25 protein-coding genes, 1 tRNA gene and 1 pseudogene are annotated in these 26,864 nt (G+C 67.7%); 16 read left to right on the forward strand and 11 right to left on the reverse strand.

Annotation, left to right across the window (positions count from 1 at the left end; translation table 11 throughout):
• Positions 1-10 precede the first annotated feature (10 nt).
• Both NHN26_RS04740 and NHN26_RS04745 read left to right on the forward strand, forming a co-directional pair.
• Positions 11-847, forward strand: coding sequence for an arginyltransferase (locus NHN26_RS04740; RefSeq protein WP_253088361.1), 837 nt, complete (start codon positions 11-13; stop codon positions 845-847).
• A gap of 184 nt (positions 848-1,031) precedes the next feature.
• Entirely contained in the window at positions 1,032-2,534 is a 1,503-nt protein-coding gene (locus NHN26_RS04745; protein WP_253088362.1) for a peroxidase family protein, read from the forward strand.
• A 103-nt stretch (positions 2,535-2,637) separates the two neighbouring features.
• On the opposite strand, the gene NHN26_RS04750 is transcribed toward NHN26_RS04745, so the two are convergent.
• From NHN26_RS04750 to NHN26_RS04760, 3 genes are all read right to left on the reverse strand, one after another.
• Positions 2,638-4,995 carry a TRAP transporter large permease gene (locus tag NHN26_RS04750; RefSeq protein WP_253088363.1) on the reverse strand — a complete coding sequence of 786 codons (2,358 nt, stop codon included), beginning with the start codon at positions 4,993-4,995 and terminating at the stop codon, positions 2,638-2,640.
• A gap of 17 nt (positions 4,996-5,012) precedes the next feature.
• Positions 5,013-5,942 (reverse strand): TRAP transporter small permease subunit, encoded by a 930-nt coding sequence (locus NHN26_RS04755; RefSeq protein WP_253088364.1) that lies wholly within the window; start codon positions 5,940-5,942, stop codon positions 5,013-5,015.
• Positions 5,943-6,051: 109 nt separating this feature from the next.
• Positions 6,052-7,140: a TRAP transporter substrate-binding protein gene (locus tag NHN26_RS04760; protein WP_253088365.1), complete on the reverse strand. Its 1,089-nt coding sequence runs from the start codon at positions 7,138-7,140 to the stop codon at positions 6,052-6,054.
• 487 nt (positions 7,141-7,627) lie between these two features.
• Between NHN26_RS04760 and NHN26_RS04765 the strand changes: the two genes are divergently transcribed.
• Both NHN26_RS04765 and ilvN read left to right on the forward strand, forming a co-directional pair.
• Entirely contained in the window at positions 7,628-9,373 is a 1,746-nt protein-coding gene (locus NHN26_RS04765; protein WP_253088366.1) for an acetolactate synthase 3 large subunit, read from the forward strand.
• Between the two features lie 82 nt (positions 9,374-9,455).
• Positions 9,456-10,019 carry an acetolactate synthase small subunit gene (ilvN, locus tag NHN26_RS04770; RefSeq protein ID WP_253088367.1) on the forward strand — a complete coding sequence of 188 codons (564 nt, stop codon included), beginning with the start codon at positions 9,456-9,458 and terminating at the stop codon, positions 10,017-10,019.
• A 99-nt stretch (positions 10,020-10,118) separates the two neighbouring features.
• Here the strand turns inward: ilvN and NHN26_RS04775 are convergent, their stop codons facing one another.
• Positions 10,119-10,763 (reverse strand): ceramidase domain-containing protein, encoded by a 645-nt coding sequence (locus tag NHN26_RS04775; protein WP_253088368.1) that lies wholly within the window; start codon positions 10,761-10,763, stop codon positions 10,119-10,121.
• A 74-nt stretch (positions 10,764-10,837) separates the two neighbouring features.
• Here NHN26_RS04775 and NHN26_RS04780 point away from each other — a divergent pair, with 74 nt between their 5' ends.
• Positions 10,838-11,530, forward strand: coding sequence for a metal-dependent hydrolase (locus NHN26_RS04780; protein ID WP_253088369.1), 693 nt, complete (start codon positions 10,838-10,840; stop codon positions 11,528-11,530).
• A 322-nt stretch (positions 11,531-11,852) separates the two neighbouring features.
• On the opposite strand, the gene NHN26_RS04785 is transcribed toward NHN26_RS04780, so the two are convergent.
• Positions 11,853-11,940 (reverse strand) — tRNA-Ser (locus NHN26_RS04785).
• Between the two features lie 328 nt (positions 11,941-12,268).
• Between NHN26_RS04785 and NHN26_RS04790 the strand changes: the two genes are divergently transcribed.
• The 7 genes from NHN26_RS04790 to NHN26_RS04820 are packed head-to-tail and all read left to right on the forward strand — an operon-like array spanning position 12,269 to position 18,711.
• The gene (locus NHN26_RS04790; RefSeq protein ID WP_253088370.1) at positions 12,269-13,225 is read left to right on the forward strand and encodes an SPOR domain-containing protein; all 957 of its coding nucleotides are present in this window, start codon (positions 12,269-12,271) and stop codon (positions 13,223-13,225) included.
• Between the two features lie 13 nt (positions 13,226-13,238).
• Positions 13,239-14,411 (forward strand): D-alanyl-D-alanine carboxypeptidase family protein, encoded by a 1,173-nt coding sequence (locus tag NHN26_RS04795; RefSeq protein ID WP_435594174.1) that lies wholly within the window; start codon positions 13,239-13,241, stop codon positions 14,409-14,411.
• Between the two features lies 1 nt (position 14,412).
• Complete coding sequence (tmk, locus tag NHN26_RS04800; protein ID WP_253088371.1) at positions 14,413-15,039, forward strand: dTMP kinase; 627 nt, start codon at positions 14,413-14,415, stop codon at positions 15,037-15,039.
• A complete protein-coding gene (locus tag NHN26_RS04805; protein ID WP_253088372.1) occupies positions 15,036-16,169 on the forward strand; it encodes a DNA polymerase III subunit delta' in 1,134 nt (377 codons plus the stop codon). The genes tmk and NHN26_RS04805 overlap by 4 nt, the downstream gene beginning before the upstream one ends.
• Positions 16,170-16,175: 6 nt before the next feature.
• Positions 16,176-16,985: a TatD family hydrolase gene (locus tag NHN26_RS04810; RefSeq protein ID WP_253088373.1), complete on the forward strand. Its 810-nt coding sequence runs from the start codon at positions 16,176-16,178 to the stop codon at positions 16,983-16,985.
• The gene (locus tag NHN26_RS04815; protein ID WP_253088374.1) at positions 16,982-17,782 is read left to right on the forward strand and encodes an MBL fold metallo-hydrolase; all 801 of its coding nucleotides are present in this window, start codon (positions 16,982-16,984) and stop codon (positions 17,780-17,782) included. Before NHN26_RS04810 ends, NHN26_RS04815 begins: the two co-directional genes overlap by 4 nt.
• A complete protein-coding gene (locus NHN26_RS04820) occupies positions 17,782-18,711 on the forward strand; it encodes an AEC family transporter (RefSeq protein WP_253088375.1) in 930 nt (309 codons plus the stop codon). The genes NHN26_RS04815 and NHN26_RS04820 overlap by 1 nt, the downstream gene beginning before the upstream one ends.
• Before the next feature lie 6 nt (positions 18,712-18,717).
• On the opposite strand, the gene NHN26_RS04825 is transcribed toward NHN26_RS04820, so the two are convergent.
• The 3 genes from NHN26_RS04825 to NHN26_RS04835 form a co-directional block, all read right to left on the reverse strand.
• On the reverse strand, positions 18,718-19,752 hold the full coding sequence (locus NHN26_RS04825) for an ankyrin repeat domain-containing protein (RefSeq protein ID WP_253088376.1): 1,035 nt from the start codon (positions 19,750-19,752) through the stop codon (positions 18,718-18,720).
• Between the two features lie 109 nt (positions 19,753-19,861).
• Positions 19,862-20,761: an RNA polymerase sigma factor RpoH gene (gene rpoH, locus NHN26_RS04830; RefSeq protein ID WP_253088377.1), complete on the reverse strand. Its 900-nt coding sequence runs from the start codon at positions 20,759-20,761 to the stop codon at positions 19,862-19,864.
• Positions 20,762-20,938: 177 nt separating this feature from the next.
• The gene (locus NHN26_RS04835; protein ID WP_253088378.1) at positions 20,939-21,979 is read right to left on the reverse strand and encodes an RluA family pseudouridine synthase; all 1,041 of its coding nucleotides are present in this window, start codon (positions 21,977-21,979) and stop codon (positions 20,939-20,941) included.
• Between NHN26_RS04835 and NHN26_RS04840 the strand changes: the two genes are divergently transcribed.
• From NHN26_RS04840 to NHN26_RS04855, 4 genes are all read left to right on the forward strand, one after another.
• Positions 21,978-22,280 (forward strand): DUF6476 family protein, encoded by a 303-nt coding sequence (locus NHN26_RS04840; protein ID WP_253088379.1) that lies wholly within the window; start codon positions 21,978-21,980, stop codon positions 22,278-22,280. The genes NHN26_RS04835 and NHN26_RS04840 overlap by 2 nt on opposite strands.
• An 81-nt stretch (positions 22,281-22,361) precedes the next feature.
• Complete coding sequence (hisA, locus tag NHN26_RS04845; protein ID WP_253088380.1) at positions 22,362-23,081, forward strand: 1-(5-phosphoribosyl)-5-[(5-phosphoribosylamino)methylideneamino]imidazole-4-carboxamide isomerase; 720 nt, start codon at positions 22,362-22,364, stop codon at positions 23,079-23,081.
• A gap of 181 nt (positions 23,082-23,262) precedes the next feature.
• Complete coding sequence (gene hisF, locus NHN26_RS04850; protein WP_253088381.1) at positions 23,263-24,024, forward strand: imidazole glycerol phosphate synthase subunit HisF; 762 nt, start codon at positions 23,263-23,265, stop codon at positions 24,022-24,024.
• On the forward strand, positions 24,021-24,332 hold the full coding sequence (locus NHN26_RS04855) for a phosphoribosyl-ATP diphosphatase (protein WP_253088382.1): 312 nt from the start codon (positions 24,021-24,023) through the stop codon (positions 24,330-24,332). Before hisF ends, NHN26_RS04855 begins: the two co-directional genes overlap by 4 nt.
• On the opposite strand, the gene NHN26_RS04860 is transcribed toward NHN26_RS04855, so the two are convergent.
• The 3 genes and pseudogenes from NHN26_RS04860 to rlmB all read right to left on the reverse strand — a co-directional run bounded on the left by NHN26_RS04860 (position 24,329) and on the right by rlmB (position 26,757).
• A complete protein-coding gene (locus NHN26_RS04860; RefSeq protein ID WP_253088383.1) occupies positions 24,329-25,285 on the reverse strand; it encodes a magnesium transporter in 957 nt (318 codons plus the stop codon). The genes NHN26_RS04855 and NHN26_RS04860 overlap by 4 nt on opposite strands.
• An 11-nt stretch (positions 25,286-25,296) precedes the next feature.
• Positions 25,297-25,772 (reverse strand): annotated as a pseudogene (locus NHN26_RS04865) (CoA-binding protein).
• A 202-nt stretch (positions 25,773-25,974) separates the two neighbouring features.
• Entirely contained in the window at positions 25,975-26,757 is a 783-nt protein-coding gene (rlmB, locus tag NHN26_RS04870) for a 23S rRNA (guanosine(2251)-2'-O)-methyltransferase RlmB (protein WP_253088455.1), read from the reverse strand.
• Positions 26,758-26,864 lie beyond the last annotated feature (107 nt).

A 26,864-nucleotide genomic window follows, 5' to 3' on the forward strand; every position in this document is an offset into this window, starting at 1 on the left:
CCCGAGCTTCATGCGCCACACCCTTCCGCTTGCGCCGCAATTCTATGTGACGGCCCCCCAGCCCTGCCCCTATCTGGCGCGCCGGATGGAGCGGAAGCTGTTCACGGCGTTGCAGGGCGACAATGCCGAACTTCTGAACGACGCGCTGTCGAAACAGGGCTTCCGGCGGTCGCAGAACGTGCTCTATCGCCCGGCCTGCGCCGATTGCTCGGCCTGTCTGTCGGCGCGCATCCGGGTTGCCGATTTCCAGCCCAATCGCAGCCAGCGCAAGGCAAGGGCGCGCAATTCCGACCTTCGCCGTCAGTCCAGCGCGCCCTGGGCCACCGAAGAGCAATACGCCCTGTTCCGCCGCTACCTGGACAGCCGCCACGCCAATGGCGGCATGGCCGACATGGACATTTTCGAGTTCGCCGCGATGATCGAGGAGACGCCGATCCGCTCGCGCGTGGTGGAATACAGTGCCGAACCCACCCATGGCGAGAGGCGCCGTCCGCTGATCGCGGTCAGCCTGACCGACATCCTGGATGACGGGTTGTCGATGGTCTATTCCTTCTACGACCCCGACCGCGCGCGCAGTTCGCTGGGCTCCTATATCATCCTCGACCATATCGAGATCGCCCGCGAGGCCGGGCTGCCCTATGTGTATCTCGGCTACTGGGTGCCGGGCAGTCCCAAGATGGGCTACAAGTCGAATTTCGACGCGCTCGAGATCTTCAAGAACGGCCATTGGCAGGATATCGGCGACCCGGACTCGCACACGGGCGAGACCCACCCGCTTTCGGTGGCGCCCATCGCCGAGCAGGTCGCGCGCATCACCCTGCCCGATACCCAGCCGATCGGGGGCTGAGTCCGGCCAACGGCGTCCCGGACGCGGTGCGACCTCCGGAATACCCGACCTGCAAACCTGCCCAAGGTAAGGAAAGACGGACCCCCGCGCCGCGCAATTCCGTGCTACAAGTGGAATTGTTCCAAACGAGTTTCAGATCGGTTCGTTCGACCGCAAGCACCTGATTTCAGGGGAGGATATTGCTGTGACCGTAGCTGTTAACCTGAATCCGCACCACGGCCGGGCCGGCCGCCATCCGACCCGCGCCCAGCTTGACCACCTGTCGGGGCATGACGATCCGGGCAGTTTCGGGCGCATGTTCCCCGGCCTGCCCGGGCTGCATGTCGATGACGACAAGCTGATGGCGCTGGCCGAGGCGATGATGGATGATGGCGGCCAGACCGACGACAACAAGGCGATCCCGACCGGGTTCACCTATCTGGGCCAGTTCGTCGACCATGACATCACACTGGACCTGACCTCGCTGGGCGACAAGATGCGCGACCCGACCGCGGTGCGCAATTTCCGCAGCCCCGCGCTGGATCTCGACAGCGTCTACGGGCGGGGGCCGGACGGCAACCCGCATCTTTATGCCCGCGACCCTGCCACCGGGCAGCCGACGCCGAAGCTGCTGATCGGGCGCAACATCACCGTCGGCTTCGGCAATGTCACGGGCGAGTTCCGCAACGACCTGCCGCGCAGCCCCGAGGGGCAGGCACTGATCGGCGATCACCGCAATGACGAGAACCTGATCGTCGCCCAGACGCATCTGGCCTTCCTCAAGTTCCACAACAAGGTCGTGGACCTGCTGGCGGCGCAGGGTGTCGAGGGTCGCGCCCTGTTCCAGGAGGCCCGGCAGATCGTGACCTGGCATTACCAGTGGATCGTGCTGCATGATTACCTGGACCGGCTGGCCGGACCCGGCGCGGCCGAGCGCATCCTGCATGACGGGCGCAAGTTCTACCGGTTCAAGAAGATGCCCTACATGCCGGTCGAGTTCTCGGGCGCGGCCTATCGGCTGGGTCATTCGATGGTGCGGCAGGATTACGACTACAACCGCGTCTTCCCGAACGCGACATTCGACCTGCTGTTCGGCTTTACCGGGCTGTCGGGCCGGATCCTCGGCGAACTGGCCCCCGAACCCCCGCCCGCCGCGCCGCTGCCGGTCTCGCATCTGCCGTCGAACTGGATCATCGACTGGCGCCGGTTCTACGAGATCGAGGCAGGCCGCATCCCGCAGGCCTCGCGCAAGCTCGATCCGATGCTGGCCGAGGAATTGCACCGGTTGCCCGGCGGTGGCGGCAACCTGGCCTTCCGCAATCTCCGGCGCGGGGTGCAGATGGGGCTGCCTTCGGGGCAGATGGCGGCCGAGGCCATGGGGATCGCGAACCGGATCACCGCCGACGAGATCGCGACCGGTCCCGATGGCGCGCTGGCGGCCCAGCACGGGCTGCACACGCAGACGCCGCTTTGGTACTACATCCTCAAGGAGGCCCAGGTGAAGAGCGGCGGCACGCGGCTGGGTCCGGTGGGCGCCACGATCGTCGCCGAAGTGCTGGTGGGCCTCGTGCATGGCGACCACCAATCCTACCTGTGGCAGCGCGGACCGGGCTGGAAACCCACCCTGCCCTCGGCGCAACCGGGCGATTTCACCATGGCCGACCTGCTGCGGCTGGTGGACGACATCAACCCCATCGGGGACGGCTGAGCGGCCCGCGCCCGGATCGGCCTCGGGCGCAAGGGCATGCCGTTCCCGGTCGGAGGGCAGCGCCCGCCTTCGGGGGTGGGCGGGTGCTGCCCGACGGCGCGGATCAGCCTGCGGGCAGCAGGTTGGGCACGAGGGTCACGATCCCGGGGAAGGCCCAGAGGATCCCCAGCCCCACCACCTGGATGATGACGAAGGGAATGACGCCGCGATAGATATGCATCGTCGTGACCTCCCTGGGCGCCACCCCGCGCAGGTAGAACAGCGCGAAGCCGAAGGGCGGCGTCAGGAACGAGGTCTGAAGGTTCACGGCGATCATAATGGTGACCCAGGCCGGATCGAAGCTGCCGCCATAGATCACCGGGCCGACGATGGGCACCACGATGTAGATGATCTCAAGGAAATCCAGCACGAAGCCCAGCACGAACAGCACCAGCATGACGATCAGGAAGACCTTGAACTCGTCATCGAAGCTGCGCAGGAATTGCTGGATATAGTGCTCGCCCCCGAACGAGATGACCACCAGGTTCAAGAGCTGCGAGCCGATCAGGATGGCGAAGACCATCGATGTGACCTTGGCCGTCTCGCGCACGACAGGCGGCAGCACGCCCGAGCGGAACAGCACCCAGCAGGCGTAAAGGATGCCGAACATCGCGAAGTGATAGGCGCCCTGCGCGACGAGGAAGGCCACCCAATCCTCGAAGGGCACGGCTGCGCGCCCCATCCGCAGGTCGAAATTCACGCCCACAAGGATCATGATGACGATGGCGAAGGACGCCCAGAGGATCAGGCGGCCCGAAAGGTTCTCCTCGCGCAGCTTGCGATAGGCGGCCAGCATCAGCGCCCCGCCCGCCCCCAGCGCGGCGGCAGGTGTCGGATTGGTGATGCCGCCCAGGATCGAGCCTAGCACCGCCACGATCAGCACCAGCGGCGGGAAGACCACGCGCAACAGGTCCGACCGCGCCAGCAGGCCGACCGCGTGGCGCAGCCCGTAAAGCGCGATGCCGAAGGGCAGCGCCAGCAACAGGAACATCGCCCCCGGCGAGGTGACGGGCGAGATCAGCACCGCATCGACCGCCAGCGCCAGCACCAGCCCCCCCGCCCCGATCAGCAGCGGGCGGGGATCGGCCCCGGGCACCACCCCGCGCGCCGTGGTCAGCAGCAGCCCCAGAAGCACCACGACCACCATCAGCGACGAGGACAGAGGTGCGGCGGCGGCGATCCGCGCCTCGCGCGCGGCGGCGCGTTCCTCGGGGCTCAGCTGATGGGCCTGCACCTCGCCGCCCGCCGCCTCGATGGCGCGTTGCTGTTCGACCGCGCGATCCCATTTTTCCTGCCCATGCAGCGCGATCATCGACGCCTTGCACTGGTCCGAGACATTGGTGCGCAGCACCGCGCCCTCGGTCTGTTCGGAAAAGCCGCTGACCGTGACATCCTGGCTGCCAACGATCCCCACCGCGCCCATCAGGAAGGCGCCGCCGATCAGCGCAAGCGGCGCGGCCAGGAACCACCGAAATTTATCGCCGCGCGACTTGGCCGGGCCCGAGGCCGCTGCGAAGGACACCGGCGGCGCCTTGGAGGGGTAGAGCAGCGCGAAACCGAAGGCATAGGCGGCATACAGCACCGCCAGCAGGATGCCCGGCAGGATCGCCGCCTGGAACAGCGTGCCGACCGAAACCACCGCCGCCTTGCCCAGATAGGTCAGCGCATCGGTGCAACCCGCCACCTGCGCCCGGCTTTCCTGCGAGGTCGCATAAAGATCGCCCGCCAGCGTGCCCAGCAGCACGATCACGATCGAGGGCGGGATGATCTGGCCCAGCGTCCCGCTGGCCGCGATGACCCCGGTGGCAAGTTCCGGCGAATAGCGGTTGCGCAGCATCGTCGGCAGCGACAGCAGCCCCATCGTCACCACCGTCGCCCCCACGATGCCCGTGGAGGCGGCCAGGAAGGCACCCACCACCACCACCGCGACCGCCAGCCCGCCCGGCAGCGGCCCGAAGACCAGCGCCATCGTGGTCAGCAGGTCATTGGCGATCTTCGAGCGTTCCAGCGTGATGCCCATCATCACGAACATCAGCACCGCCAGCAGCGTCTCGATCGACTGGCCGGCCAGAACGCGCTCGTTGATGCGGTTGACGATGAAGCTGACATTGCGATCCATCGCCACTTCCCAGCCCTGCGGGAACAGCGCCGTCTCGTAGCGTGGCAGATCGGGATATCGGAAGACCGAGATGTCGTTGGGATGGATCCCCTGCGCGGTCAGCGCCGCATAGGCCGCGCTGCCGGTATCGACCGCCTGGTGGATCAACAGCCCCGCGCTGTCCAGCGCGGCCACGATCCCGAACGAGATGACCGCCGCGCCGCCGATGGCAAAGGCCACCGGAAAGCCCGACAGGATCCCCGCGAACAGGCAGAGAAAGACGATGATCAGGCCGATCTCGATACCGTCAAGTCCGAACAACATGCGCCCGCCCTGCCCCCTTAATGCGTGGCTTCACGGGCGTCTTCGCCCGGGCCCAGACTGTCCCTGTCAAGGTATTTGCCCGCGCTCTCCTCGCCTTCGAGATATTCGAGCAGCGCCCGGTAGAAGACCGCGATGGCCTGAAGGAACACCAGCCCCGCAAAGGCCACCAGGAGCACCTTGAACAGGAAATAGCCGTTGAAGCCGTTGGGCGAGAAGCCGATGGTCTCGACATTCCAGCGCAGCGCCTGCGCCTTCATCAACAGCCGGTCGAGCGATTCCGAAGCCGAGGGCTTGGGCGTGATGAGATGGCGCCAGAGGAAATACCACGAGTAAAGCCAGACCAGCACCGCCATCGGCATCATGAAGACCAGCGCGCCCGCCATGTCGATCAGCCGCTTGGTGCGGTGGCTGACATGGGCATAGACCAGATCGACCCGGACATGGCCGGACTGCACGAAGGTATAGCTGATGCACAGGCAGACGATCATCGCGTTGTAAAGCTTCAGCTCCTCGGACCACCAGCTGAGATCCTTGGAGAACGCATAGCCCAGCGGGCCAAGGCTGATCTCGGAGACGCGAAAGATGCGTTGCAGGAACACGATCATGATCTGTTGCAGCACCATCAGAAGCCCCGCCCAGGCAAAGAACCGGCCGATGGTGTTGGCGAAACCCTCCAGCGCGCGCACCGACCCCCACATGATCGCCCGCCGCCACAGCCCCAGACCGGTCAATACGAGGAACGCGGCAAGCACGACGAAGAAAAGCTCGGTCGAGGCGCCGTAATAGACCACGCGCATGATCGCCTGCGGGTTCGACCAGTCGAGCCACAGCCCCGGATGGGCGATCGCATGGCCGAGATTGTAGAAGGCAAGGGCGAGGTTCTTGACGAACCACAGCACCCCGCCCCCAAGCGCGCCCAGCACGCCGGCCGATCCGGACCCGTCCATCTGCGCCCCCTGTTGTCCAGCCGTCGCGGATCGGCCCCCGGTCGGGGCGGATGCGAAAGGGCTGGCGCGGCGCCCCCGCTGCGAACGGGGGCGCCAGCCGGATTTCGGATCAGAGCCCCATCACGCGGTTGCGCTGGGCCGCGAACTCGGCCTCGGACCGGCCATTCCAGGCTGCCGAACTGGTCAGCGAGGCCATGTAGCTGTCATGGCATTTCTTGTAGAGCGGATCGCCCATCGGCTCGGCGATCACCTCGAGCGAGGCGGCGCCGAAGGCATCCCAGACGCTGTCGGGGAATTCGAGGATCTGCACGCCCGCGGCCTGCAACCGGGTCAGCGCGGCGGCGTTGTTCGCCATGAACTGGGACATCGACCAGATGTTGCACGCGCCCGCCGCCTGTTCGATCGCGGCCCGGTGCGCCGGGGCCAGATCCTCGAACATTTCGAGATTGACTGTCAGGTTCAGGTTCGGGCCGGGCTCGTGGAAGCCGGCGGTGTAATAGGTCTTGGTGATCTCCTGGAAACCGGCCTTCTCGTCGGCCCAGGGCCCGATCCATTCGGTCCCGTCGATCGCCCCCGAGGCCAGCGCCTGATACACTTCGGAACCCGGCAGGTTCTGCACGCTCGCGCCCAGCTTGCCCAGCACCTGGCCGCCCTGGCCAGGCATGCGGAATTTCAGGCCCTGGAAATCCTCGGGACCGTTGATCTCCTTGCGGAACCAGCCACCGGCCTGCGGGCCGGTATTGCCCGCCGAGAACGCCTTGAGCCCGAAGATGCTGTACAGTTCGTCCGCCAGTTCGCGGCCGCCGCCATGGTGGAGCCAGTTGTTGTATTCCTGGAAGGTCATCCCGAACGGCACCTGGCTGAAGAAGGACAGCGCCGGGTGCTGGCCGAGGAAGTAGTAATCGACACCGTGATACATGTCGGCCTGACCGGCCGAGACGGCGTCGAACACCTCGAAGGCACCGACCAGTTCGCCCGCGGCCTTGAGGTCCACGCTCAGCTGGCCATCGGTGATCGCGGTGATCGCATCGGCACAGTATTGCGCGGCGTCATGCACCCCCGCAAGGCCGCGGCCCCAGGTGGTGACCAGCGTCAGCGTCCGCCGGCCCTGCGCATAGGCGGGCGCGGCCAGCGTCCCGGCGGCGGCCGCGGCCGTGCCGCCCAGCGCGGAGGTCCTCAGAAAAGAACGGCGATCCATCAATAATCCTCCCGGTTGGCGCCCGCCGCTTGAGCGGGCGGATCGTTTGCGTGGACGAAATCTATCGACAGCCTTGCCCCAGATAAATAGCCGCGAACGCCCGGGCGGACTTTTTCACGGGGTCGAATGGACGCGGCCCGGTCCACGCTCGCCCCGCCAGCGCCTGCAAACAATTTCGGCTGCAACCGCCCCCCGTTTTCCGATCCATGCGCAAACGCCCTGCCGCAAGCAACAAACGGAAAGGATTTCTTGCCACAGGGCACGAAAATTCTGGCCTTTGCGGGTTGACCCCCATCCGGCGCGCACCTAATGTCCCGCGCACGCAAGCAGGGGAACCCCGATGGCGGTCGTAGATGTGGCGGTGAAGGACAGGCGCATGGGCCGGTAGGGACCGACCCAGGGTAACCACATGCGCCCCCGCCTTGACCGGGGGTTTTTTTATGCGCTGCGGATGCACGGACGGACGGCGGAAGGTACGGAGAGACAGATGACACAGATGACCGGCGCGAAGATGGTGGTGCAGGCGCTCAAGGATCAGGGCGTCGAGGTGATCTTCGGCTACCCGGGCGGCGCCGTGCTTCCGATCTATGACGAGTTGTTCATGCAGAACGACATCCAGCACATCCTGGTCCGCCACGAACAGGGCGCGGTCCACATGGCCGAGGGCTATGCCCGTTCGACCGGCAAGCCCGGCGTCGTGCTGGTCACCTCGGGGCCGGGCGCGACCAACGCGGTCACCGGCATCACCGACGCGCTGATGGATTCGATCCCGCTGGTCGTTCTGACCGGTCAGGTGCCCACCTTCATGGTCGGCAACGATGCCTTCCAGGAGGCCGACACGGTGGGCATCACGCGGCCCTGCACCAAGCATAACTGGCTGGTGAAGGAGACCGACCGCCTGGCCCAGACGATCCACCAGGCGTTTCACGTCGCCACCAGCGGCCGGCCCGGCCCGGTTCTGGTCGACATCCCCAAGGACGTGCAATTCGCCACCGGCACCTATGTCGCCCCGCGCGAGGCGGGCAATGCGCATTACAATCCGCAGGTCAAGGGCGACCGCGAGATGATCACGCGGCTTGTCGAGGCGATGGAAACGGCGGAACGGCCGCTGTTCTACACCGGCGGCGGCGTGATCAATTCGGGCGATGCGGCGACGCAATTGCTGCGCGAACTGGTCGAGGCCACGGGCTTTCCGATCACCTCGACGCTGATGGGTCTGGGCGCCTATCCCGCATCCGGCAAGAACTGGCTGGGCATGCTGGGGATGCACGGGCTCTACGAGGCCAATCTCGCGATGCATGATTGCGACCTGATGATCAATATCGGCGCGCGGTTCGATGACCGGATCACCGGGCGGGTGGCCGATTTCAGCCCCGGCTCGCGCAAGGCGCATATCGACATCGACCCCTCCTCGATCAACAAGACGATCCGCGTGGACATGCCGATCATCGGCGATGTCGCCCATGTGCTGGAGGACATGCTGCGGATCTGGAAATCGCGCGGCCGCAAAGTCAACAGGGAGGGCCTGGCGCGCTGGTGGGCGCAGATCGCCGAGTGGAAGAAGGTCGAGTGCCTGCGCTACCGGAACTCGGACACGGTCATCAAGCCGCAATACGCCCTCGAACGGCTGGAGGCGCTGACCAAGCACCGCGCCGACCGCTATATCTGCACCGAGGTCGGCCAGCATCAGATGTGGGCCGCGCAATTCCTGGGCTTCGAGGCGCCGAACCGCTGGATGACCTCGGGGGGCCTGGGCACCATGGGCTATGGGCTGCCCGCCTCCATCGGCGTGCAGATCGCGCATCCCGAGGCGCTGGTGATCAACGTGGCGGGCGAAGGCTCGTGGCTGATGAACATGCAGGAGATGGGCACCGCGATCCAGTATCGCACGCCGGTCAAGCAGTTCATCCTGAACAACGAACGTCTCGGCATGGTGCGGCAATGGCAGTCGCTGCTGCATGGCAACCGCTATTCGCACAGCTGGTCCGAGGCGCTGCCCGATTTCGTCAAGCTGGCCGAGGCGTTCGGCTGCAAGGGCATCCGCTGTTCCGACCCGGCCGATCTGGACGACGCCATCGCCGAAATGCTGACCTATGACGGGCCGGCGATCTTCGATTGCCTGGTGGAAAAGCACGAGGACTGCTTCCCGATGATCCCCTCGGGGCGGGCGCATAACGACATGCTGCTTGCCGCCGATGCCGAGGCGTTCAGGGAAGGCGCCGCGCTGGTGTGACGGCGGCATGGGGGGCTTTCCGCCCCCCGTCCCCGCGCTGCGGGGACTCCCCCCGAGGATATTTGGAGCCAGAAGAAGAGACATGGCAGCAGCACTCAACATCCAGAAGGGCACGTCGAAGCATTCCGCCTACGACCTGCGCGACCCCAATTCGGACGTGATCGAGCGGCACACGCTGGCGGTGATCGTCGACAACGAGCCCGGCGTGCTGGCGCGCGTCATCGGGCTGTTCTCGGGGCGGGGCTACAATATCGACAGCCTGACCGTGGCCGAGGTCGACCATACCGGCCATACCAGCCGCATCACCATCGTCACCGTCGGCACGCCCGCCGTGATCGAGCAGATCAAGGCGCAGCTTGGCCGGATCGTGCCGGTGCACGAGGTGCATGACCTGACCGTCGAGGGCCCCTCGGTCGAGCGGGAACTGGCGCTGTTCAAGGTGGCGGGCGCGGGCGAGAAGCGGGTCGAGGCGCTGCGGCTGGCGGACATCTTCCGGGCGAATGTGGTGGATTCGACGCTGGAAAGCTTTGTCTTCGAGATCACCGGCACGCCGCAGAAGGTGGACGCCTTCGCCGAACTGATGCGCCCGCTGGGGCTGGTGGAGATGGCGCGCACCGGTATCGCGGCGCTCTCGCGCGGGGCCTGACATCGGACGGTTCCCGGCCGCGGCGCGCATGCTGCGGTCTTGGCCGGGACCATGATCTGCCACTTCGAAGCGAGGCCGCGTGCGCAAATCCGCTGCGGTTCAGTGCGTTGCGCCCATATGGCGGCGATAGACCTCGATCATCCAGCCCAGCATGACGGCATTCAGGACGTGCCACAGGAAATGCGTCCCGAGCGGAAGCACCGCACAAAGCGGTTCGTCCAGCGTGCGGAAGGTCAGCGAGACGACCAGCAGCCCGCCGCCAAGCGCCAGCCCCCGCGCCGTCGCAGGCGCCCGCCGCGCCAGAAGCCCGGCATGGCTCAGGATCAGCAGCGCGACCGGCGCATAGCCCGCCGACGAGCCCAGAAAGCCAAGCTGCCCGAACAGCCAGCCCGTCCCCGCCGCATAGGGCAGGAAAAGCGCCGTCAGCCCCAGCGCGGGCCAGGGCCCCAGCCCCCAGAAATCCCGATGCGCGGCAAAAAGGTAAAGCAGGATGAAGCCCAGGATCGGCAGCACATCCGCCATCGCCGCCCAGAGTGTCGCATGGGTGTGGAACAGGAAGCTTCCCACCCCGATCACCGCCAGCACCACGCAGAGCGCCCGGCCCAGCGCCAGCCCACCGGTCCGGCGCCACATCACCGCCGCCGCGACCAGGAAGGCCGCGTTCGTCACCGCGTTCACCGGCTCGGACCAGTAGCCCAAGTCCGTGCGCTCGCAATAGGCGTCCACCTGGGCCATCCAGTCCATGGAAATCGCCTCCCGCTCTGCTAGTCTTGCCCCAGACCTAGGCCGCAGGGCCGCCAGATCACAGGGAGGCAGACATGAAAATCACCTGGCTCGGCCATTCCGGCTTCCGCATCGAGATCGCAGACCAGGTCCTGCTGGTCGATCCCTGGCTGGTCGGCAACCCCGTGTTCCCCGAGGACCGCCGCGCCGAGGCCATCGCGGGCGCCACCCGTATCCTTGTCACCCATGGTCATTTCGACCACATCGCCGATGCCGTCGCCATCGCGCGCGAGATGTCGATCCCCTGCGTCGGCATCTACGACCTGATGAGCTGGTGGGAGGAAAAGGAGGGCATCGCCACAATCGGCTTCAACAAGGGCGGCACCGTGGCGCTGGGCGAGGTCCGCGTGACCATGGTCAACGCCACCCATTCCTCGTCGGTCTCGGGGCCGCAGGGGCCGGTCTATACCGGCACGGAGTCGGGCTTCATGATCGCGGGCGAGGGGCACACGATCTATGTCTCGGGCGATACCGACGTGATGGCCGACATGGAGGTGTTCAACGACCTGCACGCCCCCGATATCGGCATCCTCTGCGCGGGCGGGCATTTCACCATGGACATGAAACGCGCCGCCTATGCCGCCCGCACCTATTTCGACTTCCGGCTGGTGATCCCCTGCCACTACCGCACCTTCCCGATCCTCGAACAGGATGCCGAGGCGCTGCGCCAGGGCCTGCCCGACGTCAAGGTGGTGGAGCCCGACGTGCTGGTGCCGATCGAGGTCTGAGGGGACCGCCCTGCATTTCCTGCAAGGATCCACCCGATCCGCGACCGCGTGAGCCCGGATCGACGTCGGCATGGGGCTGCCCGGAGCTGCGAGGAGCGCCCTTACAGCGATTCAGGCGAACCGTCCGCCGCGGCCAGAAGGCAGCGTCGACGCTCCGCGTGGCATGGTGCGGCCCGTCCCGGGGGGTGCGGCGCGCTTGCGTCGGCGGTCTGCGCAGATGCTGCAGGTTGCGCGGCGCGACCGGATCGCAACACGCCCGCACCGCCCGTCTTCAGGAGGGTGTCCGGGGCGGAAGGGATCGGCGCCCACCTATTGCAATAATTGGCGGAAGGGGTGGGATTCGAACCCACGGATGCTTGCACATCGGCGGTTTTCAAGACCGCTGCAATCGACCACTCTGCCACCCTTCCGTCTCAGGTTCAGAAGACAGGAGCCTTCAACCCGGGCACGGCGATTCCGGGCCGTCCGGGCCGGACATCCGGACGACCGGTTGCCGTTCTAAGCACAGTCCATGGACAGGGTCCAGTGCCGCATGACCGGCCCTATCCCGCTCCGGCAGAGTTGAAGGGCTGAATCTCGCCCGGGGCCGGGTCCGAGCCTTTCCTTGGTGCCGGGCTGCGGCTATCATGGACCAGGCAGGCAGGCCGGACCGCGAGGAGTGCCGACGCGTCACCAGAGTTGCTGGATCCGGCATAGAAACATGCGACGCGGGACACCCGCGCGAAGAGGGGGCAAGGGATGGCGGGAAACCGGATCGGACGGCTGGCCGTTGCGCTGGGCATGGCGGCCCTCTTGGCGGGCTGCCAGGACGGCAGCGGGCCATTCGCGACGCTTCAGGAACCTGCTCCGGACGAAGTGACCGCCAACGGCACCGGAGGCGATGTCGCGATCGCCCAGGGCGATGTCGAGGCGCCGGACATCTTCTCGACCACCGAGAGTGGACTTTGGGACGGTCGTCCCTCGCTGGGCGGTGTCTGGGTCGCCCATCCCGATGTACCCAGTCCGCAGCGGGTTCTCATCCGGAACACCGAGAACGGAAAATCCGTACAGGGCGCGCTGTTCCGTCGCGAGCGCGAGATGCCGGGGCCCAAGTTGCAGGTCTCGGCGGACGCGGCCTCCGCCCTGGCGCTTCTGGCCGGCAAGCCGACCGAGCTGCGCGTGGTTGCGTTGCGCCGCGAGAAGGCGGCGGAACCGGCGGCAAGCGACGCGACCCCGGCACCGGGCGCCGCCGCGAGCGCTGGCCCGGCCGCCGCCGGTTCGACCCCGCCCGCACGTCGTCCGGCACGGGCCGAGCCGCCGCCCGCAACCGGCGTCCCGGTCGCCGCCCCCGCGGCGTCCCCCCGCATGCCTGCGATGACACAAGCCGACATCGCCGCCCCGCCGCCCGGCACGGTCGCCCTTCCGGGCGAGGCCCAGGCAGCCCAGACCGCGGCGGCGCCCGCCGCCCCGCGCGCCTCGACGCTGGATCGGCCCTTCATCCAGGTCGGCATCTTCACTGTCGAGCAGAATGCGCGCGACGCCGCCCAGACGCTGGGCAAGGCCGGGATCGTGCCCTCGATCCGGGAACAGCGGCGGGGGGACAAGACCCTCTGGCGCATCGTCATCGGACCTTCGGTCAGCCGCGAGGATCAGGCCGCGCTGCTTGAGAAGGTCAAGGGGCTCGGCTACACCGATGCCTATTACGTGTCAAAGTGAGGCGCTGCGGACCATGGAACAGACCTTCCTGCGAGCCAAGACCCTGACCATGCTTGCGGCGATTGCCGCGCTTGCCCTGGCCGGGCCAGCCCGCGCGGCCTTCGAGACCCGCGCGACCGCGGCCTATGTCTTCGATCCGGCCACCGATACCGTGCTTCTGTCCAAGAATGCCGACGAGTCGATGCCGCCCGCCTCGATGGCGAAACTGATGACGCTGAACATGCTGTTCGAGGCATTGCGCGACGGGCGCGTGACGCTCGAGACGCAGTTTTCGGTGTCGTCCCGCGCCATGGCGATCGGTGGCTCGACCATGTTCCTGAACGACCGCGACAGGCCTACGGTCGAGGAACTGATCCGCGGCATCATCGTGCAGTCGGGCAATGATGCCTGCGTCGTGGTGGCCGAAGGGCTGGCGGGCACCGAGGAGGCGTTTGCCCGACTGATGACCGAACGGGCCCGCGCGCTGGGCATGACCGGTTCGACCTTCGCCAACTCCACCGGCTGGCCGCATCCGAACCAGCGGATGAGCATGCGCGATCTGGGCATCATAGCCGAGCGGCTGATCGAGGAATTCCCCGAATACTACGGCTATTTCGCCGAGGCGGAGTACCCCTTTGACGGTCGCGCGCCGCAGAACCGGTTCAACCGCAATCCGCTTCTGAAACTCGGGATCGGGGCCGATGGGCTGAAGACCGGCCATACGCGCGAGGCCGGCTATGGTCTTGTCGGCTCGGCGGTTCAGGACGGTCGGCGGGTGGTCTTCGTGATCACCGGGCTCGAAACCGAGGCACAGCGGGCCGAGGAAGGCGAGCGGATCGTGAACTGGGCGTTCCGCCAGTTCGTCCAGCGCGAAGTTCTGCGCAAGGGCGAGCGCGTGGCTGCAACCAAGGTCTGGATGGGCGAGATCGAGCAGGTCGGACTGGTCGCCCCCGACGATATCGCGATCCTCCTGCCCGCGCTGGCGCAGGGCGCGCTCGAGGCCGAGGTGCACTACCGCACGCCAATCCTCGCCCCGATCGAGGCGGGGCAAGAACTGGGCGAACTGGTCATAACGCGGCCCGAGATGGATCCCCTGCGGGTGCCGCTGGTGGCAGAGCGCGCGGTCGGGCGCGGCGGTTTCGTGCCGCGGCTGCGCAGCGCCAGCGAGGTTCTGATCGGGCTGGGACGGGAGGCCACGGGCCTCTGACATGGGCGGGGCCGCGCGGTTCATCACCTTCGAGGGCATCGACGGTTCGGGCAAGTCCACCCAGGCGCGGCGCCTTGCCGAGGATTTGCGCGCGCGCGGCCGCGAGGTCGTGCTGACCCGCGAGCCGGGTGGCAGCCCCGGCGCCGAGGAGATCCGGCGGCTGGTGCTGGAAGGCGATCCCGACCGCTGGTCGGCCGAGACCGAGATCCTGCTGTTCACCGCCGCGCGGCGCGACCATCTGGAGAAGACGATTCAACCGGCGCTGGCGGCGGGCAAGGTGGTGATCTGCGACCGCTACGCCGATTCCACCCGTGTCTATCAGGGCATCACGCGGGGCGATCTGCGCCGCGTCGTGGACAAGCTGCACGCGCTGATGATCGGGCGCGAACCGGACCTGACCTTCGTTCTGGACATGGACCCGGGGACGGGGCTGGCGCGCGCCCGGGGGCGTAACGGAACCGAGGAGCGGTTCGAGGATTTCGGCGAGGCGATGCAGGCGCGGATGCGGGCGGGTTTTCTGGACCTCGCGCAGGAATTCGCCGGCCGCTGCCGGGTCGTGAACGCAACGCGCGAGGCCGATGCCATCGCCGCCGAGATCGCGGCGCTGACGCAGGCGGCGCTGGCATGAGCGACGAGGCCATCCCCGAACCCGACCGCGTCGAAGGCGCCCCCCATCCGCGCGAAACCGCCCGCGTGATCGGGCAAGGCGCGGCCGAGGCGGCGTTCCTTGATGCCTTCGCGGGCGGGCGGATGCATCATGGCTGGCTGCTGACCGGGCCGCGCGGGGTGGGCAAGGCGACGCTGGCCTGGACGATCGCGCGGTTTCTGCTGGCCCAGCCCATGGTCGATACGGGGGGCGGGCTGTTCGGCGATGCGCCCCCTGCCCCCGACCGGCTGGACATCGCGCCCGATCACCCGGTCGCCCGCCGGATTTCGGCGCTGTCAGACCCCGGGCTGATGCTGATCCGCCGCGGATGGGACGACGACAAGAAACGGCTAAAAACCGTCATCACCGTGGACGAGGTGCGCCGGTTGCGCGGCTTCTTCGGGATGTCGGCGGCCGAGGGCGGGCGGCGCGTGGTGATCGTGGATGCGGCCGACGAGATGAACGCCAGCGCCGCCAATGCGCTGTTGAAGCTGCTCGAAGAACCGCCCGCCAACGCGACGCTGCTTCTGGTCAGCCACCAGCCCGCCCGGCTCTTGCCCACGATCCGCTCGCGCTGCCGCGAACTGCGGCTTTCGCCCCTTTCCCCCGCCGCGATGGCCGAGGCGCTGGCCGCCGCCGGACAGGAGGTGCCGGGCGATCCCGCGGCCTTGGCCGAGTTGTCGGGCGGATCGGTCGGCGAGGCGATCCGGCTGGCCCAGCTTGAGGGGCTCGCACTTTATGCCGAGCTTGTGACGATCTTTTCCGACCATCCGCGGCTGGACCGGCCCCGCGCGATCCGTCTGGCCGAATCTGCCGCGGGCCGCGCGGCCGAGGCGCGGTTCGACCTGACGCTGCGGCTGATCGAGCTGATGCTGGCCCGGCTGGCCCGCACCGGCGCCACCGGCACCCCGCCCCCCGAGGCCGCGCCGGGCGAGGCGGCGATGCTGGCACGCCTTGCCCCCGGCCCCGATGCCGCCCGCAGCTGGTCCGAGGCCGCGCAGATCCTGACCGCCCGCGCGCGACAGGGGCGGGCCGTCAACCTTGACCCTGCCTCGCTCATCCTCGATACGGTTCTCAGAATGGACGAGACCGCCGGCCGGCTGGCCGCCTGAGGCGAGATGACCCAACCCACCCCCCGGATCACCGACAGCCATTGTCACCTGGACTTTCCCGATTTTGGGCACGAGCTTGATCTTGTGGTCAACCGCGCGGTAGCCGCCGGGGTGACGCGGATGGTCACGATCTGCACCCGGCTGCGAAACGAGCCGCAGGTGCGCGGCATCGCCGACGCCTATGCCCCCGTCTTCTATGCCGCGGGCACCCATCCGATGAGCGCGGCCGAGGAACCGATGGCCACGCTGGACGACTTGATCGCACTGGCCCGGCATCCGAAATTCGTCGGCATCGGCGAGACGGGGCTCGATTATCACTACACCGCCGACAGCGCGGCGGTGCAGCAGGAAAGCCTGCGCATCCATATTGCAGCGGCGCAGGAAACCGGGTTGCCGCTGATCGTTCACGCGCGAGACGCCGACGCGGACATGGCGCGCATCCTGACCGAGGAATACCGCGCGCGCCCCTATGGCTGCGTGATGCATTGCTTCAGCTCTGGCGCGGGGCTGGCGCGTGCCGCGCTCGATCTGGGGTTCTACCTGTCGATGTCGGGCATCGCGGCCTTCCCCAGATCGCAGGAGTTGCGCGAGATCTTTGCCGCCGCGCCGCTGGACCGGATCCTTCTGGAAACCGACGCGCCCTATCTGGCCCCCCCGCCCCATCGCGGCAAGCGCAACGAACCGGCCTATACCGTCCATACCGCCCGGGTCGGCGCCGAGCTTTTCGGCCTCGACTATGCCGATTTCGCCACCCGGACGCAGGCGAATTTCGACCGGCTGTTCTGGAAGGCCGCACGCTGGCAGGAGGCCGCGTGAGCGGCGCGCTCAGGTTCACCATCCTGGGCTGCGGCTCGTCGGGCGGCGTGCCGCGGCTGGGCGGGCAATGGGGCGCCTGCGACCCTGACAACCCGCGCAACCGCCGCCTGCGCTGCTCGATGCTGGTCGAGCGCGAAGGGGCCGAGGGCACGACCCGCGTGCTGATCGACACCTCGCCCGACCTGCGCGAGCAATTGCTCCACGCCGGGATCGGCACGCTGGACGCGGTGGTTTACACCCACTCCCATGCCGATCATGTCCATGGCATCGACGATTTGCGCCAGATCGTGTTCAACACCCGCCAGCGGCTGGCGGTCTGGGCCGATGGCGCGACGCAGGACGCGCTCTATTCCCGCTTCGGCTATGCCTTCAGCCAGCCCGAGGGCTCGCCCTATCCGCCGATCCTGACCATGCACACGATCGACGGTCCGGTGCATGTGGACGGCGCGGGCGGGCGGGTGACGCTGGTGCCGTTCCGGGTGAACCATGGTGCCATCGACGCGCTGGGGTTCCGCATCGGGGGGCTGGCCTATCTTCCCGATGTGGCCGAGATCTATGCCGAAAGCCTGCCGCTGCTTCAGGGGCTGGACATCCTCGTGATCGACGCGCTGCGGCGCACGCCGCATCCCACGCATTTCCATCTCGAGCGCACGCTGGGCTGGATCGAGCGCCTGGCGCCCGCGCGCGCGGTGCTGACCAACATGCATATTGACCTCGATTACGAGACGGTGGCGGCCGAGACGCCCGCCCATGTCACCCCCGCCCATGACGGGATGGTGCTGAGCCTGCCGGCCTGATGCAGGCGCTTCTGGACGTCATCCTGCCGGTCTTTCTGGTGCTGGGCTTCGGCTATGTCGCGGTCTGGCGCGGGCTGTTTTCCGATGCGGGCGTCGACGGGCTGATGAAGTTCACCCAGAACTTCGCCATTCCCTGCCTTCTGTTCCGCGCGGTCTCGACGCTGGATCTGGGGCAGGAATTCGACTGGCGGCTTTTGACCAGCTTCTATGCCGGGGCCACCACCGGGTTCTTCCTGGGGCTCTTCGGCGCGCGGTTCCTGTTTCGCCGCAGTTGGGAAGACAGCGTCGCCATCGGCTTTGTCGGGCTGTTTTCCAACTCGCTTCTGCTGGGCCTGCCGATCACCGAACGGGCCTATGGCGCGGAGGCGCTGGCACCGAACTATGCGATCATCGCGATGCATTCGCCCTTTTGCTACGGGCTGGGGCTGACCGCGATGGAGATCGTGCGCAATCGCGGGACGGGTGTACTGGGCACCTCGGGCGCGATACTCAAGGCGATGTTCCGCAACGCGCTGGTGATCGGGATCGCGCTGGGGCTGGCGGTGAACCTGACCGGGATGGCGCTGCCCGGCGTGCTGACAGACGCGCTGGATCTGATGATCCGCGCCGCGCTTCCGGCGGCGCTGTTCGGGCTTGGGGGCGTTCTTTACCGCTACCGGCCCGAGGGCGATCTGCGCGTGATCGCGTATGCTTGCGCGATCTCGCTGGTGATCCACCCCGCCGTGGTCTGGGCTCTGGGCACGCAGCTTGAGCTGGAGACCGGGCAGTTCCGCTCGGCCGTCGTGACCGCCGCGATGGCCCCGGGCGTCAACGCCTATATCTTCGCCAACATGTATGGCGCGGCCCGGCGGGTGGCGGCGTCCTCGGTGCTGATGGGGACGGCCGCCTCGATCCTCACGGCGTGGTTATGGCTGGCCGTTCTGCCCTGACCGGTTTCAGGACCGGGCAGGCCAGCCCCGGACCAGCGCCAGCGAGCGCTCCAGCCCCTCGCGATGCGCGTCCTCCTCGGCACGGCGGGCCAGGTGTTCGGCGATCAGCGCGCGCAGATATGCGGCCGTATCCTCGCCCTGCGCATCCGTCTTGGAAGGATCGGCGCCATATTCGAGCAAGACCCGCACCTTGGCCGTGTCATGCCCCGCGATCTGCAGGGGCAGCCGACCGGGGGTGAACCAAGGCTGCGACCGCTCATCGAACGGCGTGTTGGGATCGGCGCCAGCCCGCAGCAGCGCCTCGAGATCGTCGGCCGAGCCTTCGAGAACGGCCCGGTGCAGCGGTGTCCAGCCCCAGCTTTCGGTTCGCGCCTCGATATCGCCGCCCGCCTTCACCAGGAGATCGGCCAGCACCGCCTTGGTTTCGGGGGTTTCCCAGCCCCAGGGATACGCCGCCACCGCATGCAGCGGCCGGTAGCCATCGGTCATGCCCGCATCGGGATCGGCCCCCTGGTCGAGCAGGAATTCCACGACCGCGACCGACCGGCCCTCGACCGACAAGGCGTGAAAGAGCGCGGTTTCCTCCAGCGCCCCGTGGCGTGCGTCGAGATCGGCCCCTGCAAGGCAGTCCCGCAAGCGATCAACATCCCCCGCCGCAATCGCCGCGAAGAGGAGGCGCGTCGGCTCGCCTTCCGGCTCGACCGCTTCGTCGCGGAATCGCAGCATCGCCATGATGGCCCTGCCGCGCCGGTAAAGCGACTCGGACAGGCTGCGGGCGAGGACCGTGTCGCCCTGCGCCTCGGCTGCGGAGAGCGCCGCGCTCAGGCGGTCATTCTCGGCCTGAAACCCAGCGCTGTGGACCAGTTCACCGCGCAAGGCGGCGATCTGGCGGCGGAATGCGGCGGCATCGCCCGCCATCTCCGGCGGCAGGGCAGCGACCATCGCCTCGGCCTTCTCGGCATGGGTTGCGAATTCGTCAAACGCCCCCTTGCGGGCCGTTTCTCCCAGTGCCGACAAAAGCTCGGCCAGTTCCATACTCATACCAGTCACCAAACAACCCAAGCACAAGCGCCCCGCTGACACTCGCTCTAGTTGTCGAATCTGGCCGTTTTTCCGTAGAACTGAGACGAATTTTAGGCAACTTGCTCGATCAGGCCGGTGTCAGCATGCCTTTTTCGCGGGCGAGATCCTGCATGCGCTTCTGCAGTTTCTCGAAGGCACGCACCTCGATCTGGCGGATACGTTCGCGGCTGACATCGTAGACGCTGGACAATTCCTCCAGCGTGACCGGCTGGTCCTGCAACCGACGCTGCAACAGGATGTCCTTCTCGCGGTCGTTGAGCACGGCCATCGCCTCCACCAGGAGCGCGCGGCGACTTTCCATTTCGTCCCGCTCCGCATAGGCCCCGGCCTGGTCTGCATCCTCGTCCTCGAGCCAGTCCTGCCATTCGGTCGAACTGTCGCCTTCCGCGCCGCCCACCATCGCGTTCAGCGAGGCATCGCCCCCGGAGAGGCGCCGGTTCATGGCAATGACCTCGTCCTCGGTCACGTTCAGGTCATGGGCGATGCGCGCGACGTTCTCGGGTCGCAGATCACCCTCTTCCAGCGCGCCAATCCGGGCCTTGGCCTTGCGCAGGTTGAAGAACAGCTTCTTCTGGGCGCTCGTCGTGCCCAATTTCACCAGGGACCACGACCGCAGGATATATTCCTGGATCGCGGCACGGATCCACCACATCGCGTAGGTCGCGAGGCGAAAGCCCTTTTCGGGATCGAACCGCTTGACCGCCTGCATCAGGCCCACATTGGCCTCGGAGATCACCTCGGCCTGGGGCAGGCCGTAGCCGCGATAGCCCATGGCGATCTTGGCTGCCAGCCGAAGATGCGAGGTGACCATCCGATGCGCCGCCTCGGAATCCTGATGGTCGACCCATCGCTTGGCCAGCATGTATTCCTCTTCGGGCTCCAGCAGCGGAAACTTGCGGATTTCCTGAAGATAGCGGTTCAGCCCCTGCTCCGGAGACGGGGCGGGAAGGTTGGCATATGTGCTCATGTCTATCCCTGTTGCTCCCTCGTGCTTTGCCTTGAATCTAGGAATTGAACCGGGCGGTTCAAGTTAACCCGATTCACTTGCCCTTATCCCTTTCGCGCAGAATGGACCGGAATCGGACGGAAACCGGTAAATTTCGGGTAAAGATGTCAGCGGATCACGCAGGTTTGCGAGTTTGTTTCAAACACGCAGCGCCGCGGCGAGGAACTGCATGTCCTCCGGCAGGGGCGAGGCGAAACGCATCATCTCGCCGGTTCCCGGGTGAACGAAGCCCAGCGTCGCGGCATGCAGCGCCTGGCGCGGGAAGGCGGCCGCCGCAGCCGTGGCCGCCGCGCCCACCGCGCGCTCGGACAGCCGCCGCCGCCCGCCATAGACCGGATCGCCGATCAGCCCATGGCCGGCATGGGCCAGATGCACGCGGATCTGGTGGGTGCGGCCGGTCTCCAGCCAGCATTCGACCAGGGCCGCCGCCGGTGGCGCGCCAAATGTCTCGACCACACGGACCCGCGTGACCGCATGGCGACCACCCGAGTTCAGAACGGCCTGGCGCTGACGGTCCGAAGGGTGGCGCCCGATCCGGGTGGCGATCCGCATGACCCCGCCCGGCTCGAAGCTGATACCGTCAATGCCCCGCAGGCGCGGATCGCCCTGATCCGGGACCCCGAAGACCAGCGCGCGGTAATGCCGTTCGACGCTGTGGGCGGCGAATTGCGCAGAAAGCGTGGCATGAGCCTTGTCGGTCTTTGCGATCACCAACAGCCCGCTCGTCTCCTTGTCGATGCGATGCACGATGCCCGGTCGCTTTTCGCCACCGATCCCAGACAGGCTTTCACCGCAATGGGCCAGCAACGCGTTGACCAGCGTTCCCGAGGGCGAGCCCGGCGCGGGATGAACGACCATGCCCGCGGGCTTGTCGATCACGATCAGGTCGTCATCCTCATGGACGACATTAAGGGGAATCGTTTGGGCCGAGGTCGCGACCTCGGTCGGTTCGGCAAAGGCGATCTCGATCTCGTCGCCCTCGGCCACCCGCGCGCGCGCTTCGCTCAGCACGGCCCCGCCGCGCGCCACGCCACCCGCCGCGATCAGCTTGGCCAGCCGCGAGCGCGTCAACCCCTCGGCCTCTGGCACATCGCGGGCCAGCGCCTTATCAAGGCGGTCAGGCGGGTTCGGTCCGATGACGACCGTCAGCCGCCGCGGCGTGGAGATGGGCGTGGACATGAACGATTCCCCGGACCCGGAGGCCCTGCCCCCGAACCTGAAACTTCTGCGCGTGCTGGTCACCGTGCTGATGGTCACCATGATTGCAGGCTTTCTAGTCATCGTCGCGCTGTTTGTCATCCGGATGCCTGGGGGCGGCGCATTGCCGTTGCCCGAGGAGGTCCGCCTGCCCGATGGCGCGACTGCCACGGCCTTCACCCGCGGGCGCGACTGGGTCGCGGTTGTCACCGCGGACGACCGCATCCTGATCTTCGACGCCGAAACCGGTGCGCTGCGCCAGACCGTCCGGATCGAGAAGTAGCGACCGCACGGGACGCGTTGCATTCCACCCGCTTTCGGGCATAACCGGCGCGCCAGCCGAAACAACCGCCGGAGCCTGCCCGTGATCCTCTACCCCGCCATCGACCTGAAGGACGGCCAATGCGTGCGCCTGCTGCGCGGCGAGATGGACAAGGCCACGGTCTTCGGCGACGACCCTGCGGCGCAGGCCCTGGCCTTCCAGAAGGCGGGCTGCGAATGGCTGCATCTTGTCGATCTGAACGGTGCCTTCGCGGGACAGCCCGTGAACGGCGCGGCGGTCGAGGCGATCCTTGCGGCGGTCAACCTGCCCGCACAGCTTGGCGGCGGCATCCGCGACATGGCCACGATCGAGGGCTGGCTGTCGCGCGGCATCGCCCGGGTGATCCTCGGCACCGTGGCGGTGGAGAACCCGGCGCTGGTGCACGAGGCTGCGCGTGCCTTTCCGGGTCGCGTGGCGGTGGGCATCGACGCGCGTAAAGGCAAGGTGGCAACCAGGGGCTGGGCCGAAGACACCGACGTGACGGCCACGGATCTCGCCCGGTCCTTCGAGGACGCCGGCGTGGCGGCGATCATCTACACCGATATCGACCGCGACGGAGCGATGGCGGGACCCAATATCGCCGCGACGGAAGACCTGGCCCGGGCCGTGACGATCCCGGTGATCGCCTCGGGCGGCGTGTCGTCGCTGGCCGACCTGATCGGCTTGCGCGATACCGGCGTGATTTCCGGCGCGATCTCCGGGCGCGCGCTCTATGACGGGGCGCTCGACCTCGCCGCGGCGCTGGTCGCGCTGCGCAGCTGAAGCCGCGAAGGCGGGGCGCTGCCCCCCGTCCTTCGGACTCCCCCCGGGATATTTCCGGCCAGAAGAAGCCCCTTTGCATCTTCTTCTGGCCTCAAATATCCCGGGGTGCGGGGCAGCGCCCCGCCTCCGACGCTTTCAACTCGTGCGCGCCCGGGCTATGAGGGCACCAAAGGAGCCGCCCATGCTCAAGACCCGCATCATCCCCTGCCTCGACGTGGCCGATGGCCGCGTGGTCAAGGGCGTGAATTTCGTGAACCTCGTCGATGCCGGCGATCCGGTCGAGGCGGCCAAGGCCTATGACGCGGCCGGTGCAGACGAATTGTGCTTCCTCGACATCCACGCCACTCATGAGAACCGCGGCACCATGTTCGACGTGGTCCGGCGCACGGCGGAACAATGCTTCATGCCGCTGACGGTGGGCGGGGGCGTCCGGACGGTCGAGGATGTGCGCGCGCTGCTGCTGGCGGGGGCCGACAAGGTCAGCTTCAACTCGGCGGCGGTCGCCAACCCCGACATCGTGCGCGAGGCGGCCGAGCAGTTCGGCAGCCAGTGCATCGTGGTCGCCATCGACGCCAAGCGCGTGGCGCCCGGAAAGTGGGAGATCTTCACTCATGGCGGGCGCAAGGCGACGGGGATCGACGCGGTGGAGTTCGCGAAGACCGTGGTGGCCAAGGGCGCGGGCGAGATCCTGCTGACCAGCATGGACCGCGACGGCACCAAGGCGGGGTTCGATCTGGACCTGACCCGCGCCATCGTGGCGGCGGTGGACGTGCCGGTGATCGCCTCGGGGGGCGTCGGCACGCTGGATCATCTGGTCGAAGGGGTGACGGAAGGGGGGGCAAGCGCGGTTCTGGCCGCCTCGATCTTCCATTTCGGCACCTACACGATCGGCGAGGCCAAGGCGCACATGGCCGCGGCCGGTATCCCCGTGAGGCCGGCATGAGCGCGCTCGACCGTCTGGCGGCCACGATCGCGGCGCGCAAGGGGGCCGACCCCGAGACCTCGTGGACGGCGCGACTGCTGGCCAGGGGTCCCGAGAAATGCGCCGAGAAGTTCGGCGAAGAGGCGGTCGAGGCGGTGATCGAGGCGGTCCGCGGCGACCGCGCGAGGCTGACGGCCGAGGCGGCGGACGTGCTCTACCATCTGCTGGTGATGCTGGCCGCCCGCGACGTGACGCTGTCGGACGTTCTGGCCGAACTCGAACGCCGCGAGGGGACAAGCGGCCTCGACGAGAAGGCGGCGCGCGGCTAGCCCAGCACCGCCGACGCGATCAGGAAATAGATCAGCAGGCTGAGCACGTCCTGGATCACGGTGGCGATCGGCCCGCTGGACAGGGCCGGATCCCAGCCGATCCGGGCGAACGCCCAGGGCAGCATCAGCCCGATGGTGGTCGCGATCGCGCAGGCCGCGAGGATCGACACGCCCAGCACGGTGGCAAGCCCCGGCTGGCCGAACATCAGGAGTTCGAACCCCGCCGCCGCCGCCGCGAGGCAAAGCCCGATCAGGAGCCCCGTGCCCAACTCGCCCAGCAGCACCCGCCTGAGCCCGCCCGTGGTCAGCGACAACCCCCTGACCGCGATGGCCTCGGTCTGGGTGCCGACCGCGTCCGCCAGATAGACGATCAGCGGGATGAAGAAGGCCAGCGCCACATGCCGTTCCAGCGTGGCCTCGAACCCCGCGACGACCTGGGTGGCCACCATGCTGCCCGCCAGCCCGATCATCAGCCACGGCAGGCGGTGGCGCATCCGCACCACGGGCGGCTCGGTCAGCGCGCGCTGGGCGTCCTCGGTGTGCCGCCAGATGCCCGCAAGGTGGTGCAGGTCCTGCACATGTTCCTCGCGCAGGACCTGCATGATCGCATGGGGCGGCATCGCGCCCAGGAATCGCCCCTCGCCGTCCACCACGGGCAGCGAGATCAGCTGTTCGCGGATCGCCGTGGAGGCGGCGTCCTCCTGGTCGGTGTCGGGGCCGATCGTCACCGGCGGGGCCTGCACGAACCGATCGAGCGACAGCGGCGAGCCCGCGGCGGCGAAGATCTCGGCCAGCCGCACCTGGCCGAGGAGCCTGTCCCCGCCGTCGATCACGAAGACCGTGCCCACCCCGTGGTGGTTGGTGCCGCGGAGCCCGGCGATCACCTGGTCGGGGGTCTGGGCCACATGTGCCACGGGAACGTCGCGGGTGATGTGGCGGCGGATGTCGGGCATGGGGCCTCGGGTCAGAGCCTGGACGAGATGATCCCCGTCGCGAACCCGCCCATGCGGAGCTCGCCGAAGAGGCGCTGGTACTCGATCTTCGGGCAGCGGTTCTGGATCACCCGCTTGCCCGCCGCCTCGGCCCGGGCGGCGGCTTCGGGGTTCTGGACGCCGATCTGCATCCAGACCGTCGCCAATGCGGGCAGATGCGCCAGCGCCTCATCGACGATCGGGGGGACATGTTCGGAGCGGCGGAAGATATCCACCATGTCGACCGGGATTCCGGCGGGAATCGCGGCCAGGTCGGCAGGACCGTCTCGCCGAACAGCGTCTTGCCGGCATGGGCGGGGTTGACCGGGATCACCCGCTTGCCGCGCAGCCCGAGATAGCGCGCGACATAATGGCTTGGCCGCACCGGATCGGGCGAGACGCCCACCACCGCGATCACCCGCGAGCGGGTCAGCGTCTCTTTCAGGAAGTCGTCGGAATACACTGTCATGGCCCGGAGCCTAACACAAAAAGGCGCCCGGGCGAGTTGCTCCCGGGCGCGAGTCGCGGAACGAGGGACAGTGAAGCAGAACAAGACCGTTCCGGGGCCTTGCCCTCTGGTTGGACAAATAGGAAGCGCGAAGCCCGGCTTCCAGTGCGCTCAGCGAACTGTGATCGGGCCGTGTCGAGGGGGCGCGATGTCGCGGCATGGCCTATCCGGCGGGATCGGCGGTTGCAGCATAAAGCGCCACGGCCGCCGCGTTCGAGACGTTGAGCGAGCCGAACTCCCCCGCCGCCGGGATCCGGGCCAGCGCATCGCAGCTTTCGCGCGTCAGTTGCCGAAGCCCCGGTCCCTCGGCCCCAAGCACCAGCCCCACCGGCCCATCCGCCTGATCCGCCAGCGCCTGCGCCAGCGTCGCCTCGGCCGCGCCATCGAGCCCGATCAGCCGGTAACCGATTTCCTTCAGCTCGTCCATCGCGCGGGCCAGATTCGGCACCCGCAGATAGGGCTGGCGTTCCAGCGCGCCCGAGGCGGTCTTGGCCAGCGCGCCTGTCTCGGGCGCGGAATGGCGGTGCGGCGCGATCACGGCGGCCGCGCCGAACACTTCGGCCGAGCGCAGGATCGCGCCCACGTTATGCGGATCCGTCACACGGTCGAGCAGCACGACCCGCCCCCGCGGCCCAGCGACGCACAGATCGACAAGCCGCCCCCAGTCAAGCGGCCGCACCTCGAGCGCTGCGCCCTGATGCACCGAACCGGGATCGAGCGGCGCCTCGAAGCGGCGCGGATCGCAGATCTCGGGGGCGATCCCGCTGGCGGCGATGGCCTCTGCCAGCCGGTCGGCAGCGTTCCTGGTCACCATCAGCCGCAGCTTGTCGCGGCGCGGGTTTTCCAGCGCATCGCGCACCGCATGCAGCCCGAACAGCCACACCGTCGAGGCCGCCGCCGCGCGCCGGGCACGTTCTTTCTCGATCACCCAGGTGGGTTTCTTCACCACGTCCAGACCCTTTGCAAACTGGCGCGGACCTTGGGGCCTTGGTCCGCCCTCCGCAAGGGATTTTCCTGTTGACGAGCCCCAGGCCCCGGCGTATCCACCCGTTC

Source organism: Rhodovulum tesquicola, assembly GCF_024128855.1.
Classification (GTDB): Bacteria; Pseudomonadota; Alphaproteobacteria; order Rhodobacterales; family Rhodobacteraceae; genus Rhodovulum; species Rhodovulum tesquicola.